General features: G+C 43.0%; 17 protein-coding genes. 7 read left to right on the forward strand and 10 right to left on the reverse strand.

The annotated features are described in order from the left end of the window. Positions 1-29: 29 nt before the first annotated feature. From KYS23_RS01750 to queF, 5 genes are all read right to left on the reverse strand, one after another. Positions 30-1,739: a histidine kinase gene (locus tag KYS23_RS01750; protein ID WP_218417968.1), complete on the reverse strand. Its 1,710-nt coding sequence runs from the start codon at positions 1,737-1,739 to the stop codon at positions 30-32. After that, entirely contained in the window at positions 1,696-2,070 is a 375-nt protein-coding gene (locus KYS23_RS01755; RefSeq protein WP_129736873.1) for a DUF3192 domain-containing protein, read from the reverse strand. The genes KYS23_RS01750 and KYS23_RS01755 overlap by 44 nt, the downstream gene beginning before the upstream one ends. Before the next feature lie 166 nt (positions 2,071-2,236). After that, on the reverse strand, positions 2,237-3,595 hold the full coding sequence (gene ppnN, locus KYS23_RS01760; RefSeq protein ID WP_159529184.1) for a nucleotide 5'-monophosphate nucleosidase PpnN: 1,359 nt from the start codon (positions 3,593-3,595) through the stop codon (positions 2,237-2,239). Positions 3,596-3,597: 2 nt separating this feature from the next. After that, complete coding sequence (locus tag KYS23_RS01765) at positions 3,598-5,139, reverse strand: GGDEF domain-containing protein (RefSeq protein ID WP_159529194.1); 1,542 nt, start codon at positions 5,137-5,139, stop codon at positions 3,598-3,600. A gap of 74 nt (positions 5,140-5,213) precedes the next feature. Next, entirely contained in the window at positions 5,214-6,065 is an 852-nt protein-coding gene (gene queF, locus KYS23_RS01770) for an NADPH-dependent 7-cyano-7-deazaguanine reductase QueF (RefSeq protein ID WP_159529196.1), read from the reverse strand. Between the two features lie 99 nt (positions 6,066-6,164). On the opposite strand from queF, the gene syd reads away from it, so the two are divergent. Then, on the forward strand, positions 6,165-6,722 hold the full coding sequence (gene syd, locus KYS23_RS01775; RefSeq protein ID WP_218417969.1) for a SecY-interacting protein: 558 nt from the start codon (positions 6,165-6,167) through the stop codon (positions 6,720-6,722). A gap of 127 nt (positions 6,723-6,849) precedes the next feature. Here the strand turns inward: syd and KYS23_RS01780 are convergent, their stop codons facing one another. Beyond that, positions 6,850-7,140 (reverse strand): hypothetical protein, encoded by a 291-nt coding sequence (locus KYS23_RS01780; RefSeq protein ID WP_159529200.1) that lies wholly within the window; start codon positions 7,138-7,140, stop codon positions 6,850-6,852. Between the two features lie 244 nt (positions 7,141-7,384). On the opposite strand from KYS23_RS01780, the gene KYS23_RS01785 reads away from it, so the two are divergent. The 3 genes from KYS23_RS01785 to KYS23_RS01795 all read left to right on the forward strand — a co-directional run bounded on the left by KYS23_RS01785 (position 7,385) and on the right by KYS23_RS01795 (position 9,063). Then, positions 7,385-7,750, forward strand: a complete 366-nt coding sequence (locus KYS23_RS01785; protein WP_159529202.1) for a DUF3192 domain-containing protein — start codon at positions 7,385-7,387, stop codon at positions 7,748-7,750. Between the two features lie 106 nt (positions 7,751-7,856). Then, a complete protein-coding gene (locus KYS23_RS01790) occupies positions 7,857-8,567 on the forward strand; it encodes a GNAT family N-acetyltransferase (RefSeq protein WP_220099855.1) in 711 nt (236 codons plus the stop codon). A gap of 67 nt (positions 8,568-8,634) precedes the next feature. Then, a complete protein-coding gene (locus KYS23_RS01795; RefSeq protein ID WP_159529204.1) occupies positions 8,635-9,063 on the forward strand; it encodes a GFA family protein in 429 nt (142 codons plus the stop codon). A gap of 58 nt (positions 9,064-9,121) precedes the next feature. On the opposite strand, the gene KYS23_RS01800 is transcribed toward KYS23_RS01795, so the two are convergent. The 4 genes from KYS23_RS01800 to KYS23_RS01815 form a co-directional block, all read right to left on the reverse strand. After that, positions 9,122-10,378: a Y-family DNA polymerase gene (locus KYS23_RS01800; protein WP_159529206.1), complete on the reverse strand. Its 1,257-nt coding sequence runs from the start codon at positions 10,376-10,378 to the stop codon at positions 9,122-9,124. Beyond that, the gene (locus KYS23_RS01805; RefSeq protein WP_159529208.1) at positions 10,378-10,791 is read right to left on the reverse strand and encodes a LexA family protein; all 414 of its coding nucleotides are present in this window, start codon (positions 10,789-10,791) and stop codon (positions 10,378-10,380) included. Before KYS23_RS01805 ends, KYS23_RS01800 begins: the two co-directional genes overlap by 1 nt. 1,082 nt (positions 10,792-11,873) lie before the next feature. Beyond that, a complete protein-coding gene (locus KYS23_RS01810) occupies positions 11,874-12,179 on the reverse strand; it encodes a DUF3301 domain-containing protein (protein ID WP_013785197.1) in 306 nt (101 codons plus the stop codon). Further along, positions 12,176-13,228, reverse strand: coding sequence for a DUF3549 family protein (locus KYS23_RS01815; protein WP_159529210.1), 1,053 nt, complete (start codon positions 13,226-13,228; stop codon positions 12,176-12,178). Before KYS23_RS01815 ends, KYS23_RS01810 begins: the two co-directional genes overlap by 4 nt. Positions 13,229-13,396: 168 nt before the next feature. Between KYS23_RS01815 and KYS23_RS01820 the strand changes: the two genes are divergently transcribed. From KYS23_RS01820 to KYS23_RS01830, 3 genes are all read left to right on the forward strand, one after another. Beyond that, positions 13,397-13,714, forward strand: coding sequence for a YqcC family protein (locus KYS23_RS01820; protein WP_159529212.1), 318 nt, complete (start codon positions 13,397-13,399; stop codon positions 13,712-13,714). 3 nt (positions 13,715-13,717) lie between these two features. Then, complete coding sequence (gene truC / locus KYS23_RS01825) at positions 13,718-14,503, forward strand: tRNA pseudouridine(65) synthase TruC (protein WP_218417970.1); 786 nt, start codon at positions 13,718-13,720, stop codon at positions 14,501-14,503. A 68-nt stretch (positions 14,504-14,571) separates the two neighbouring features. Continuing rightward, positions 14,572-15,021: a flavodoxin gene (locus KYS23_RS01830; protein WP_159529216.1), complete on the forward strand. Its 450-nt coding sequence runs from the start codon at positions 14,572-14,574 to the stop codon at positions 15,019-15,021. The last annotated feature ends 38 nt before the right edge of the window (positions 15,022-15,059 follow it).

The raw sequence follows: 15,059 nt of genomic DNA on the forward strand, positions 1-15,059 counted from the left end.
TAAGTTATAGCCATTCGTAAAGATTAATTTTACTCGTGCAAATTAAGTGGGCAAAACAGATATTCGCCTAGTCTTTCCATTACGCAGCGAATATCTTCATTTTTTAATGCTACGCTCTTTACTAAGGTATCGAAGGTATTGTCAGTGGCTGCATCTCGCGCATTCAACGGGAATAAGTACTCTCTGGCGAGGCCAAAAGACAGTTGTAAAATGGCATGTTCCTTTTGCAAAGAAGCAGCCACCTCTGCGTGCCGCCGACCTGATTGGTGAATTATCGCTCGCCATGTCGCACTCTGGTGCCAATTTTCCGCCAGTTCTCCTGAAATAGCATGCCATGAAGAAACGCCTTTAACCTTGAAGGCTTTACCTATCTGAAAGTAGTCTTTTTGGCTAACAGGTAGTTTAGTCGCCACTTTTAATCCAGGTAGCGTGAATAAGGGGGCACACAAAAAGGTGGTCACTAGGGCGGCAGATTGAGGAGTAAACTTCGTTTTTGTTATTGATGTTAACTGCGCAGCAATGCCACACGCCAGGGAGGTAAATTGTTTGCTTATGGCAAGCAGTGGATATTGATGTTGGGTTAAGCGCTCTATAAGTGCATGTTGTACCAGCATATCGCCCACTCTTTCCAAACCATAAGTTAGTATCGCTTGTTTGAGGCTCGTTACGGGGAGTTTAAGGCGATTGTCTAGGCTAGCAGTAAAAAGCAAGAACTGCTGGAAGCTGGGCACCTTTTCTACCTTTTGACATAAATTAGGTACATCCACATCCGCTTTTTGCAATTCATCAATAATCTCTAGAAGGGCTGAAGGTGGACGTTGAACAGGGAAGGTTGCGGGTAAAAAAGACTGCTCTCCTTTCACGCTTCGGGCATTCTCACATGCTTGATATTGACCAGTGAAATCTTCAAAACTCAGATAAAGGTTTTTAGGCGCCAAAAGTGTATTGCGCTTAACCCATAGTATTTTCTCATCCTCTTTTCTACTGGGTGAATGCACAAGCGCGTGATGTTTTTGTATATCAATCACAATAGCGGGGTGGGCTTTTACGTAAACGCTAGCCCCAGGCAAAGGTATTGAAATAAGTGATGCGATAGGGTGTAAGAAAGTCCGCTGCATCATGGGTATACGCTGAGCGATAAACGCCAGAAGACTTGACCTTGAGTGACTTTCAGTACAGTAAGAAAACACACTTGTTACAAGGCATATGCGTTGAAGTGACGTTAATTTAACTTCACCAACATGCTTTATTGACTGTGAGGTGAAAAGCACTTTTTGCAACGCAATAATTTGTCGCCACAGCGTGAGGTGATGCTCGTTGATGAACGTAAGCAGCGCTTTTTTTTGACTGATTGACTCATTTTTTGATGCCTTGGCCAAATTAGAAGAAGCCAGATTAGAAGCTGCCAAATAATACGTAGCTAAGTGGGCCGCAATAATATGTTGTAAAAAATGGTCGTTATAGTTATTAAGTTTGCCATACAGTGCTAGGTTCAACATATGACGCGTGAGGGTGTCGATATCACTCGTGCATGTTTGAAGTGCTAAAGGGATGGCGGGGTGAGCTTGGACAAATGAAAGGGTAAGCTTAGCTCGATGAAGACAGGTATTAACGATATCTTGAGGCGTCGAGGAAAGTGCAGGTAGAGAAAGCAGGACGTCCGAAAGCTCAGAAGCATCATTGAGCTCCATTTGGTTAGCTTTGCTGGTAACTTGAATACGCCCCGTCGCCCCACGCAATGAGCTTCTCGTTTTCAAACAATAATGGCGTACATTCATCTTGTGTGGTTAAACCATCAGCACGAACGTGCTGGGTGCGGTAAAACATCACTTGAATAGCATTATCATTCTGTCGTTTGGCTTCGGTAATATCAGGCGAACCAAGCAAGGCCAACACCTCTTCTCGCGTGCTACCCAACTTTAATTTGGTAATTTGTACGCGGTTATACTCTTCGCGGTCTTTCCAGTCCATATTTTCAGGTTTATCGGGATAAACTGAAATCACTAGAAATACAAAAGCCGCATACAATGCGATGCCAGCAAAAATGAGTCGAATTACCTTGGAGTTCATAACCCTAACTTTTCGTTTTTCTGCGCTAAAATAAACAATTTACAACATGTGTACAGGTTACAAACTGTAATATCGCAGTTCCTTTGTTTGAATAACTACTTAAGTCTACAGTGTACCGTAAAAAGTTCATCGACGGTAAGTGTTAAACGTAAGGAAATGCGTCTAGTTATTTCTCAATTGTGTAGCAAGGCGTGTATGCAGTGCCAGGAAGCTTCATTCTTTGCTGAGAAACAAAAGATTCTAATAGTGTATCGACCCGCTCCATTAACTTGGCATCACCTGTCAGTCTAAATGGTCCGTGCTGTTTAATGTGTCTTATACCTTCAGCCTTTACGTTGCCCGCCACAATACCCGAGAATGCTTGCCTTAGCGCTATAGCTAGTGAGGCATTATCCTGATCATGATGCAATGCTAAGTCTGACATAGTTTGATGTGTGGGAATAAACGGACGTTGAAAATCTTCTTCTATTTTTAGTGACCAGTTGAAGCTATAGGCATCGCCCATTGCTTCTCGGTACTTTTTAACTCTCCCGAGTCCCGTGCGCATCACACGAGCAACCTCTTCAGGATCGTCAACGATAATCTGGTATTTACTCTGTGCTTCTTTCCCTATCGTTGCACCGATGAATTCATCAATGGCCTCAAAGTACGCCTCAGATCCAGCTGGACCGGTAAGGATCACAGGGAAGGGTTGCTGGGCATTTCGTTCATTCATTAATATACCAAGCAAATAAAGCAACTCTTCGGCAGTGCCCACTCCGCCTGGAAAAATCACAATACCATGAGCTAGGCGAACAAAGGCTTCAAGGCGTTTCTCAATATCAGGCATGATGATTAGTTCATTAACAATCGCGTTGGGAGGCTCCGCTGCGATAATACTAGGCTCAGAAATGCCAATATAACGGCCTGCTTTATACCGTTGTTTAGCATGCCCAATGGTAGCCCCTTTCATGGGCCCCTTCATTGCACCTGGTCCACAGCCTGTACAAATATTCATTTCTCTAAGCCCTAGCTGGTATCCCACTTCCTTTGTATATTTATACTCAGTTTGATTAATAGAGTGACCACCCCAGCACACCACGGTATTAAGGCCGTCGTTTCCTTCAAGTGCCTTTGCATGGCGCAACATGTCAAACACCATATCGGTAATGTTTACACTATCGACTGGCGCACTTTTGTGGGTAAACGCATACTTGTTGCCCATATAAAGCAGGTCGCGAAGTACTGCAAAAATATGCTCATGCACTCCGGTAACCAAGGTGTCATCTACAAAAGCCACTTCGGGTGGGTTCACTAATTCAATTTTGACGCCACGCTCTCTACGAACCAGCTTGATATCGAAATTTTCGTAAGGCTCAAAAAGCACTTCGTAATCATCTTCATCAACACCACTATTTAGTACCGCTAAACAACAGTTTCGAAACATGCCGTAAAGTGCGCTATTTGTCGTATCTTGCAACTGAGCCACTTCAATCTGCGATAACTGACTCATCCAACCAACAGGATTTAACTGCACTTTCTTCATACTTATTCGTCTCTGTCAGTGATAACGCGATTTCGACCGCTATTTTTGGCCTGGTATAGTAAGTTATCAGCCCGTTCAAAAACGGCGTCTGGGGTGTCCCCCTTTTTGAAAAATGACGCGCCAAAAGATGCGGTTATAGTGACTTTTTCTTGTTTGAATTTGAAGGGTAAAGAGGCCAGCTTAGTTCTCATGGTTTCCAGCAGGCTGGTGACTTTTTGCTTATTCATACCGGGTAGAAGCAAAACAAATTCTTCACCGCCCCAGCGCGCCATAAAGGTGTTTTCTGTTAACTGTTGCTTTAGGTTTTTTCCTACCACTTGAAGTGTTTTATCACCGGCAGCATGACCGAATCGGTCGTTTATTGACTTAAAGTGGTCTATATCGATGACGGCCACCGCTAAATCATCGCCATTATCCTGCCAAGACTGAACCGCCTTCGACAACTTCTCATTGTACGCTTGGCGGTTAGGTAAGCGGGTTAGGGGGTCGGTTTGACTAAGCATCATTTGTTCAGCCAGCTTCTTCTTGTAGGTTATCGTTTGCTTTTGAAGCTGCTCAATTCTGCTTTGCATTGAGCCTAGTAACCCCATTAATGACTCTTGGCCCTGAGAATCTAATTGCGCTTGTTCATTTAACGTGCTGGCAATATTCTGGACACAGAATTGCGTGTGTTCTTTAAGTGATTCTAGAGACTCGCTGTGTGACACCGCTTCTTCAATACTCTCGATATGGGACTGAAGCTGCGCATTACCAACCTGTCTTTGCTCAAACTGAGTGCGGCTATTTTCCATGCTTAGCTGAACATCTCCTCCCATTTTACCTAGGGAGTTATGCAGGCTTTGAATGACCTTACCGGTTAAGCTGGCTTCTGCCATAGCGTCTTGCACTATCATTCGAAGAATAACTACGCAGCTCTTTAGTAACTGGTCTTCCGACATGCCTTCAGTTAACTTTTTCTGTATATCAACTAACTGACTATCGTCAGGTTGGCGCTGGGCATAGCTGGCGATAAGCTGATTTAGTTCCTCTAAAATAGACTTATAAAGAGGGTTTATCTTGGTGTCTTTAGCGCCATCTGCTACAGCTGCCTCGTCTTTACTATTTCCCACAGCAGGCTCACTTGCTGCGCTACTTGCTAACGCCGCATGATGCAACTCAATAGCTTGCTGGAACAACTTGTAAATACTAAAAATATCCCCAACCGGCTGATTCAGGGTTATCAATTGCTGTGTGGCTCGTTTTTGAAGCACTTCATCTTCAAACACTACTTTTTGAAGACGCTTAGTTGCACTTTCTAACAAGGCGACGGTTTCAATACTGTATTTTTTTAATGTCAGTTCTTGGTGTTGAAGCGCGCTATTAAGCTTATTGATGCTGACCGTGGCAAGCGTAAAGTTTGGCGTGCCGGACAAATGCCCTCTCAATATTTGTAGTTCACTATCAATTTTGTCGGAAAAACCTTCATAAAAGGCAGACAAGCGAACGATAAATTGTGAAAGTAACGTATTGTGTTGCTTGTAGGTTTGAAGCTGTTTGGCGTCCATAATTTTTGTTTACTCAACCTTAGGTGAAGTCATCCTGCACATTTAGTGATTTTGTTATTAACCTGTTAGCTAAATTACTGACGAGCTTGCCTTTTATTTGCATAGGGCGTTTCAAAATTAGAGCGGAAAGGGTTTATGTCGAGCCCTCCACGTCTTGTGTAACGCGCGCATACTGTCAACTTTTCAGGTTGGCAGTGTTGCATAATGTCACAGTAAATACGCTCTACACACTGTTCATGAAATTCATTGTGCTGTCTGAAGCTAATTAAATATTTTAGTAAGCCTTCGTGATCTATGCGTCTCCCTTCATAACGAATTTGCACACTTGCCCAATCAGGCTGACTGGTAATAAGGCAATTCGATTTAAGTAAGTGGGAAACCAAAGTTTCAGCCTTTTTCTCGTCCGTTACTTTTAACAGCGATGTGTCCGGTTCGTAAGTTTCCACAGCGATATCAAGCTCATCAAGCAGTACACCTTCAAACTCTTTAAATGTTAGTGTATTGAATTGATTTGGAAGCGTTAAGCTGACCATCACGGGTTCACCCGCACATTTTGACAGGTCAGATGCCAGTGTGGCGCGAACGTCTTCAGGGCTTTCAAAAGCGGTTTGATTGAAGCTGTTTAAATACAGCTTAAATGACTTCGACTCTATGAGATTTGTAGAGGTGATAGGTACATTACATTCAAGCAAGGCTACGTTAGGCTTTCCCTTTTTGTTGAGCCAAGACAGTTCATACCCGGTCCATGTATCAATACCTGTAAAGGGCAGGGCTTCAGCATCCAACGATAACGTATCTCGGCTTAAGCTACGGGGTACGCCCTGAAGTAGGTCGGGGTTGTAATGAAATTCATATTCAACCTGCTTCCCCAATGAAAGATCGTTGGGCGCAGAAATAGAAATTTTATCGTTTACCTTCGAAGTCATATTTACCTATATATTCTAACCGTTTTAGATGTGCCGTCTTACTTGAACTTGGCACCTTATACCTATAGTGTACCTCAAAAATATTGGTGTAACCCCATAATGGCCTTAACAATTAGTAATGAATTAACCCAACTTATCGGTGCTTTCACTTCCCACTACGAGCGCAGTGGTAGTCTGTTGACTATACCTTATGATAGTCAATGGCCCTCACCTTGCTATTTAAAGCAGGGAGATGAAGGAGAATTGGTACCGTGGGAGCCCAAGTGCCAGAGCGACAGTCAGCATTCCGCGCTAAGTTTTAAGAATGTTGAAGAGGCATTGGACATTACGCTTAACGCTGATTTTTGTCAGTTCTTTACTCAATTTTTCAGTAATAATTTACCGGTAGTTGCTGAGCATGGGCTTTGTGAGTTATTGCAAGTTTGGAATGAAGAAGACTTTGATCGGCTTCAACAAAACTTAATTGGGCACCTGTTAATGAAAAAAAGACTGAAACAAGAGCCCACACTCTTTTTTGCATTAACCGATGAAGATGATTTTGTGCTAAGTGTGTTAAATAGCACTGGAGAAGTGATGTTAGAACAAGTTGGAAGGCCACCTAAAAAAGTCATTTCGCCAAACCTTCCTGCATTTATTGCCACCTTACGGCCTGAGTAATCCTTTACGAAATTCGCCTTAAACTTTGCGTATTGGTGCATTGAAAAAAACGACAATATAAGGTGTGAACAACGAGAAGGCGCTGAAGGTAAGTAACTTCATATTCTCTATTACGTGGCTATATTGGTTACTCAATAGATGCTTCTAGCTGTTTTTGTAACGCGGTCATTTGCTGCTCAAGTACCGCAACGCGTTTTGAAAGCGATGCAATTGTTTCCACTTCCTTCCCGTTAGATGCGGGGTCACTTGCGCCATTCGCAGCATTAAATTGTTTAATAGCTTCAATAGCCTCTGTTACCGATGCTTTGAAAGGCGCTTTTGCTCTAAGCAGCGCAACAGAAGGCGATGTTCCTTTTTGCACCATTTGCTGACATACAATCATTAATTTCTGCAGATTATTATTATTTTGCAGTGACATTTCATTGACCAATAAATTACAAGACGTTCAGCTTATCCACTTCAGCCTGATTTCGCTAGGGTTTTTAACCAATAATTTGTGTCAAACTGACCACTTATTAATTTAATAAACCACATTTTATAAAATTAATAACCGTTAATTTTAAATAAGTACTTTTAAATCAATTGCTTGAATAGTTGGTCTCATTCTTGATTACACTCTTGCCTATAAAAGACTATAAACGATAAAAATCAGAGGAAATCACATGAAATCAATTATTTTACCACTCGCATTAGCATCATCATTTTTACTTACCGGTTGCGTGGTATCTGTAGGTGGGGGAAGTGATAGCCATTACGGTACTGATGTAGAAGATCGAGAGTACAATAACCGCAAGCATATCTCGAACCTTGAAACAGGAATGAGCTATGAAAGCGTATTAAGAAAAATGGGTGTAGCTGATTTCAACGAGCTTTATGAAAAGCAAGACGGTACCTATCGTGTTTTGTTTTACCGTACTCAAAGAACCATGGGTGATGGTATAACAACAAAAGATGAATGTACCCCGATTGTATTTAAAGATAGCGGCCTTGTGGGCTGGGGTGATAGCGCATATCACCTAATAAATTAAGGTAACATTAATTTAACATTTCAGTGTTTTTACCGTAAAGTGACCATAAATTGGTCACTTTTTGCTTTCTGTGGCTATAAATCCGAAGATTAATGAGGGTAGCCCCATGACAAACGATACGCTAACCGAAGGCCAAGTGACGAATGCACAAGGGGCTAACGAAGCCATAGTAGATGAAGTAGTGGAGTCACTAGTACCATCTCTTAAGGCTATCAAAGCAATTTACCTTGGTGTTGATGATTTGAAAGTTGCTGCATCAATTTTATTTAATGCGTACGTAGACGACCCACTTTTTAGCGACATATTTCAAGCCGAAAAAGAAGGTTATGAGAGTCGGTTGCGCTCTGCTATCAGAGAAGAATTGAACGCTTTTTGGGTGGCAGAGCAGCCTATAGTAGGGTTGTTCGATGGCGAGCGATTACTCGCGGTTGCATGCCTCACTGCGCCAGACGCTGCTTTTGGTTCTGGCCGTTATTGGCATTGGCGTTTACGTATGCTACTTACCGCTGGTCTTTTTGGCACCAAGCAAATGTTAGAAAAAGAAGAAAAAGTGCGAGCATTGGTCCCCGCAGTTAACTTTCATATGCTAAGTTTCATTGCCGTTCACCCAGATTATCAACACCATGGACTAGGACATACACTATTAGGTGCTATTGACAGCGTAGTGGAAGAAGATGCTAAAAGTGAAGGGGTAGCAGTGTTTGTTACAGTAGCTAAACATAAGCCCTTTTTTAACGACGATAACTATGATGTGGTGGGAGAGCTAAGCCTATCTCACGTAAAAGGCGATGTAATGTTTAGGCGAAAGCCTGCATAAATTGTCATAAAAAATGCGTAAACTGGGTGAGGACTTTACGTCGTTTAATAAATAAGGTGGTATGTAAATGATAAGTGCGCAAGGAAGTTGCCTGTGCGGGGCTATTACCGTAATGGCGGAGAATATTAATCCTAAATTCACTGTTTGCCATTGTGATTCTTGCAGACAGTGGGGCGGTTCGGCGCTGTTCGCATTACAATGCGGTACGCAGGTTAAATTCGAAGACACAACCTCTACTGGTAATAACGTAAGCATTCACCGGTCGTCAGATTGGGCTTCTCGCGGTTTTTGTGGCAACTGTGGTTCCCATCTGTTTTATAGGCTCAATGAGACCGGCGAGTACAATATTCCTGTTGGTATATTTCAAGCACTAGATGGGTTAGAAATGGATATGCAGTACTTCAGCGATCAACGCCCAGACTACTATTGCTTTTCTAATAAAACAAAAAAAATGACCAAGGCTGAAATCATGGCGTATTTTGCTCAAAAGTCTTAAGTTATCAGCAGGCAAAGCAAGCAACTGTAGAAACACGGAACAGAAGCTATCCCACGTCTCAACATTTAATTCTTGGGATCTCTTCCCATCGGGTAGTGGCTCTTTTCGTCAAAAAGTCTCTTTTCATGGCAAAGCTTTGTTGAAAGCCCCTAGCGCCAAAATGCATCGTGTTTTTGCCATACCTAGCGTTCGTATTGTCAAGAACTGCCATTAATGCCGAGTTGTCCGTACTGGGCGTAAACAAATCGCCTTGGCGATGTTTCTCGTCGCAAATGTCCAACAGACCCACCCCCACTTTGTAATAACGCACGCCTGGAACAAAGAGTTTATTTAGCGTATCAGACGCTGCGTGAATAACGTGTCGAGTATCATTGGTAGGTACAGCAAAGCTGGAAAGCGCCGACCGCTTTACATATCTGCCATCATCATGAGGCGAATTTGCCGCAAAGAAGGTGGCGCTATGAGCGAGAGAATGTTGAGCGCGTAGTTTTTTGGTGGCTATTTCAGCATGGGTCGCTAGCGCCGCTCTCAATTCATCTTGCTTAGTAACTCTATTTCCAAAACTACGGGTACTGTAAATCTCTTTTTTAGCGGGCCTTATCTCATCCCACGTCATTCTTAGTTCACCCTGAAGTTCTCTCACTGTATTTTCTAGCACGATAGAAAAATACTTACGCATTTTAGTGGGGGATTGTTGTGAAAGCGCATAAGCATTAATAATGCCCATGGCCATCAATCGTTTTTCCAAGCGCCCACCAATACCCCATACATCTGCTACTGCCATGCGGGATAATAGTGCCTGCTTTTCCTGTGGCGTATTAATAACCGCTGAGCCTCGAAAGCCGTCTAGCTTTTTTGCTGCGTGATTTGCCGCTTTGGCAAGGGTTGGAGTGGGACCAAATCCAACACCCACGGGAAGCTTTACCTCCCGCCAAATGGTTTTTCTTATTTCATATCCTAGGGCCAGCCATTCGCTATCATGTAGGCGTGGCGAAAAGCGCATGAAAGCTTCATCAATACTGTATTCGTGCAATTCATCACAGAATTGAGACATGACAGAAAACATTTTCGAAGACACATCGGCATACAGCTCATAGTTAGACGAGCACACAACAACCCCTGCTTTTTTTGCTTCCTCTTTCACCTGAAAATAGGGTACGAACTTTTTAAACCCTAATCTTTTGGCAATAGGGCAGGCCGCGACCACACAGCCATCATTATTGCTCAAAACCATAACGGGTTTGTTTCGCAGGTGAGGATTGTAGATTTTCTCGACCGATGCATACATGGAGGTGACATCTACCAGCGCAAACACTATTCGCCTCCTAGGCGGCGGTGTAGTGTTTTGTGAAGTCTAATGGAGCGCGTTACCACCCCTTCTATTGAAAATTCATCGCCTTCTTTTAAAAAGTAAGGTTTGTACAATGGTGATGAAGAACGCAAACAGCCGTGGCGTTTGTCTACACGCTTACAGACGAACTCGCCGTTTAAGGTCGCCACAATAATGCACATGTCTGAAATATCTTCAGCTCTTGAGACAATCAGCAGGTCGCCGTCGTGAATGCCATCGTCCATCATCGACTTGCCTTGCGCGTAGCCAATGAAGGTAGCAGCAGGTTTATCGATAAGGAGAGAGTCTAGGCTCAAGCCTAGTTCTGTATATTCTGCGGCAGGCGATTCAAAGCCTACGATGCCCGCTTGTGCTGTGATAGGGATAAATTTAAGCATACACTTCTAAAATACTGTTTATTTATACAGTATTTTAGTGGGTTCTCATTCGCCAAGCAATCAAAGTACAGAAAATACTCGTCTTAATGGTGCTTGTAACTGTCGCCTAAATTCGCAATTGGTCATAATGGCGACTGGCTTTGTACGATATTTCTTACAAAAGTGTAGGAAATGTGGGTTTTTTATCGTGGTCTAAATCTAGACTAAAGTCTAATGCTATTGATTTATATGGTTTTTTCATTTTTAGATCATTTTAGCGCCTTATTTTCTCCTTAATTTATTGTAATTCTACCTAGCAGGAATTCTTGGTAGGGATATTATTAATGGCGTCACAGGGAAACACGATGAGTCAGGATGATTTTAAGGACAACCTTGGACAACTTAAGGAAGAGAATCCCTTAACAGGAGTGAGGGGAGATGGAAAAGCAGGAAGCATTACAGGGATGATAAGCGCACCGGATGTGCTGAAATGGAATTACCACAGGGACAGGCAAGGAAAGCGCAGGCGATAAGGAATCGCAGCAGGAAGTAGAAAGGATTTGGCGAAGGATCGTCATAAAAAGGAAAGATACAGGATGTATCGTAAAGGAAAGCTTGGAAGGCTTAAGCAAGGATAGTTTACGCAGGAGGCGTAAGAGCAAGGCAGCTCAGGAACGAACGGACCGCTTAGGGATTGAGCAAGTTACACAGGATGTGTAATGCAGAAAGGATGAAAGGATAGGAACACCAGCTTATGCTGGCAAGGAACAGCCTTAGGATGAGGCCCCCACGTGTAGGATAGGTGGGATGTTAAGGATAAATGGAAAGGGATTTACGCAAGGATGGGTAACTCGCACGGGAACACGCGAGAGAAGATGGAAAGGGGCGTATATGGATTTTAATCGGGAAGATTTTAGTCGCAAAGGAACGCAGAGAGGGAAACTCAAAATTCCAGGAAAAGGGGTAGCAGAGAGGCTACCCCTTTTTTTGCTTAATTTTTAGCGTTACCACTAAAAACGTTAATTTTGTTAGCACCTATTCCTGTTCGGCACAGTCATCTTGTTTATATCTATTTTCATAGCGAGCTAACAAGCCCGATAAAGCTAATTTACCCTGTGAGGTGGTAAGGTCGTTCTAATAATATGTTTACCCACCAATTCTACTTCTCCGCTGTATCTGTCTTCACCATTTCCTGAAAATTCAAACACAAAAATGTTATGCCAATCAGGCTTACTGTAGTTGAAAGTAATGCGGGTTTTGGCTCTGGCAATGCTGAGCAGTTGCAGTTGATTATTTTTGCAATACTGGCGCAAGTAACTATCGGTAAATTCGGAAATACTTCGTATGCGCCAAAACTGAAAGGCGACAAAGCCTAAGCCTAACCATAAGGTTAATTCAAGAAGTGTCATTCATTACCCCTAGTTTGTGAAAACAGCGTGCCAATTGCGCTGGCCAGTAAGTCACTGCGTTCTGGGGTTCTTAGTATGCCTAGTACTAATTCACGTAACTGGGGTACTTGAACAAGATCAGAGAAGAAGCCGCGGAATACGTCGCCATTATAGTTTTCTTGGTTATCGACCTCGGCAACCGCTTCAAAAAATAGCAGCAGTAATTTCTCGTCCATTTGCTGAAAATGGCGGGCAGCAATAACACTTAATATATCTAATCGGTTCAATTTCTTAGCTTCAAAGTGAGACACTAATTGCGTATATATAGTGTCGTTTTTGGTCTCACAAGACAAACCCCGTAGCGCGGCTAAACTTATTTCATCACCGTCTAACACTGAAAGCATGCATTGGTTAAGCCGCTCAGATACGTTCGCAACTTCGGCCATTTCCATAAAAGCCCGTTGAAATGGTTCGGCAAAAAGTGAAAAGTTACGCAGCACACTGTCTTGCACTTCTTGAGCGTTTTCCATTGAGTCTAATCTAATGACCACATCCGCAATTGCCTGTAAGGGAATGGTTTGCCAGTCAGCCACCTGCGGCGCTTTCACGTAGGCGATAACATACTGTGCGCTGACGCTAATTGGCTGATTCAGCTTCGCGCGAACCAGTGCATTAAATTGCGCAAGTAATGACTGCGCGGGCACAAATGAATAAGGATTATCTGGCAATGTGTTAGCCGCTTCAGAATCATCAGAAATTGATTGGCCTAGTGCATCGACAATAATTTGCAGAAAATGGTTTCTTGAAGCCGCTACCACTAATCCCTGCTCGTCTAGAGGGAGTTTGATAAACCAAATATAGTGCTGATTTGAGCTATTTTTATTCCAAAAAACAATGCCGAACCACGCATGTTGCTGGCGAGGGAAGGGCGCAACAGTTGAGCCATTCTCAATATCCAAAAACGCCTGATTGTCTAAAGCGGTAAGTCTTCGACCCATATCAAAAACAATATATTCTGTACCTGCATGCAATAAAAATTCGCTGATAGAGTTAATACTGTTTGCGTTCATTTCAGGCGTTCTCACTTCATAAAACTGATTTTAGGGCGCAAAGTTTAGCATATTTTAGTTGCCGACAGGCAAAGGCATTGTTCTTTTAAAGGTGCGAGCGGAATGAGTGCTGCCTCTGGTATACTGCCGTCCAGATCTATACGGCAAACCTTAAACCATGTAATGACTATGAAGTTAATAGAAGAATTCGAGTATCATTTAAATACGCTAGAAACAGCGATGCGCCAAACTAAAACGTGGCCGAACAAATCACCTAGCAAGGCGCAATTAGCCAGTACTGCCCCTTTTGCTATTGATACCCTGTCTTTTTTCGAATGGCTGGCGTATGTTTTTGTGCCTAAATGTCATTACTTAATAGCGATGGGTCAGCTACCAGGGAAGATGGCAATTTCCCCTGCGGCGCAGATGTATGTGCCAAACTGCCCCGAATCTATCTTAGTTTCGTTGCTTACTCTTGATAAACTAACCGAACCTAATAAGAAGTAAATCATGCCTGAAGAATTATCGGTTAGCCCGAGTGAAAAGGCTGGCAGCAATAGTGTGCAGCCATACCCGCCGCTTAATATTTTATATCAAGATGAGCATATCGTGGCCATTGATAAACCGCCGGGTTTATTAGTGCACAGAAGTCCTATCGACAGGCATGAAACTCGCTTCGCCGTGCAGACATTAAGGGATCAGCTCAACAAGCACGTATTTCCCGCTCACCGACTAGATAGGCCCACATCCGGTGTACTATTGTTTAGTTTTGACAGTAAAACAGCGGCGCTGCTTGGCCAGCAGTTGATGAATAAGCAGGTGCAAAAGCAGTATCACGCTATTGTTCGTGGTTATGTTAAACATTCAGGGCTCATCGATTATGCGCTCAAATATCGTTACGATAAAATTGCCGATAAACATAAGCGCCCGCAGCAGGCACCTCAGCAAGCCACAACGGTATACGAAAGTTTAGCGAACTATGAATTACCTTTCGCCGTAGGTAAATATGAAACCGCCCGCTATTCATTAGTAAAACTTTTGCCCTCGACAGGACGCAAACATCAATTGCGTCGTCATATGGTACATATTAGGCACCCTATTTTGGGAGATACCACCCACGGAGACGGAAAACAGAACAAATTTTTGCAAACACACTTTAGTTTTCAGAATTTGGCCTTAAGTTGTACGCAGATGGGTTTTTATCACCCGATAACCGGAAAGTGGCTATCGGTGTTTGTTAGAATGCATTCAGAAATGCAACGAGTGTTAGATGCGTGGCAAGAATATCAGGTTTAAGGTTTGGGCTAGAAAGTGTGATGCTTAAACGGGAAACCCACACGATTTGAAAAGATAATGAGGAAGTAATGGCGACATTAAAAATTTTTGCAGGTACCGTGTATGGCAATGCGCAACATGTAGCAGAGCAAGTTGAAGAAAATCTTGCAGAGCAAGGTGTAGATTGCGAGCTTGAGAGCGATCCTTCAGTAAGCGACTTTACCGATGCCGACGCTATCTTATTGATTACTTCTACGACTGGCCAAGGCGATGTTCCACCAAACTTAGAATTTGTCTTCTCTGATTTGAAAGACGAGTTTCCATTGCTAAACGACAAGCCTTTTGCTGTTGCAGCGTTAGGTGATAGTAGTTATGGAGAAAGCTTCTGTGGAGCCGGTCGTCAATTCAATGAATTATTGTTAGAGCTGCAAGGTAAAGCGGTAGCCGACATGCTGGAAGTTGATGCCCTAGAGACCCTTGAACCTGAAACCATGGTTATTGAGTGGGTTAACGGTATTAAATCGCAGTTAGGTGTGTAACGGGGTTCGACACAAATCTCGAAAAATAAAAAAAGGGC

The sequence above is a fragment of the Alteromonas lipotrueae genome (genome assembly GCF_019249255.1).
Taxonomy (GTDB): domain Bacteria; phylum Pseudomonadota; class Gammaproteobacteria; order Enterobacterales; family Alteromonadaceae; genus Alteromonas; species Alteromonas lipotrueae.

Bases quoted from the DNA above. Each gene is read 5' to 3' on its own strand.
- KYS23_RS01755 (WP_129736873.1), bottom strand. From the start codon at position 2,070: ATGAACTCCAAGGTAATTCGACTCATTTTTGCTGGCATCGCATTGTAT.
- KYS23_RS01765 (WP_159529194.1), bottom strand. From the start codon at position 5,139: ATGGACGCCAAACAGCTTCAAACCTACAAGCAACACAATACGTTACTT.
- KYS23_RS01780 (WP_159529200.1), bottom strand. From the start codon at position 7,140: ATGTCACTGCAAAATAATAATAATCTGCAGAAATTAATGATTGTATGT.
- KYS23_RS01785 (WP_159529202.1), top strand. From the start codon at position 7,385: ATGAAATCAATTATTTTACCACTCGCATTAGCATCATCATTTTTACTT.
- KYS23_RS01790 (WP_220099855.1), top strand. From the start codon at position 7,857: ATGACAAACGATACGCTAACCGAAGGCCAAGTGACGAATGCACAAGGG.
- KYS23_RS01815 (WP_159529210.1), bottom strand. From the start codon at position 13,228: ATGAACGCAAACAGTATTAACTCTATCAGCGAATTTTTATTGCATGCA.
- KYS23_RS01830 (WP_159529216.1), top strand. From the start codon at position 14,572: ATGGCGACATTAAAAATTTTTGCAGGTACCGTGTATGGCAATGCGCAA.
- KYS23_RS01795 (WP_159529204.1), top strand. From the start codon at position 8,635: ATGATAAGTGCGCAAGGAAGTTGCCTGTGCGGGGCTATTACCGTAATG.
- truC (WP_218417970.1), top strand. From the start codon at position 13,718: ATGCCTGAAGAATTATCGGTTAGCCCGAGTGAAAAGGCTGGCAGCAAT.
- ppnN (WP_159529184.1), bottom strand. From the start codon at position 3,595: ATGAAGAAAGTGCAGTTAAATCCTGTTGGTTGGATGAGTCAGTTATCG.
- KYS23_RS01820 (WP_159529212.1), top strand. From the start codon at position 13,397: ATGAAGTTAATAGAAGAATTCGAGTATCATTTAAATACGCTAGAAACA.
- KYS23_RS01805 (WP_159529208.1), bottom strand. From the start codon at position 10,791: ATGCTTAAATTTATCCCTATCACAGCACAAGCGGGCATCGTAGGCTTT.
- queF (WP_159529196.1), bottom strand. From the start codon at position 6,065: ATGACTTCGAAGGTAAACGATAAAATTTCTATTTCTGCGCCCAACGAT.
- KYS23_RS01810 (WP_013785197.1), bottom strand. From the start codon at position 12,179: ATGACACTTCTTGAATTAACCTTATGGTTAGGCTTAGGCTTTGTCGCC.
- syd (WP_218417969.1), top strand. From the start codon at position 6,165: ATGGCCTTAACAATTAGTAATGAATTAACCCAACTTATCGGTGCTTTC.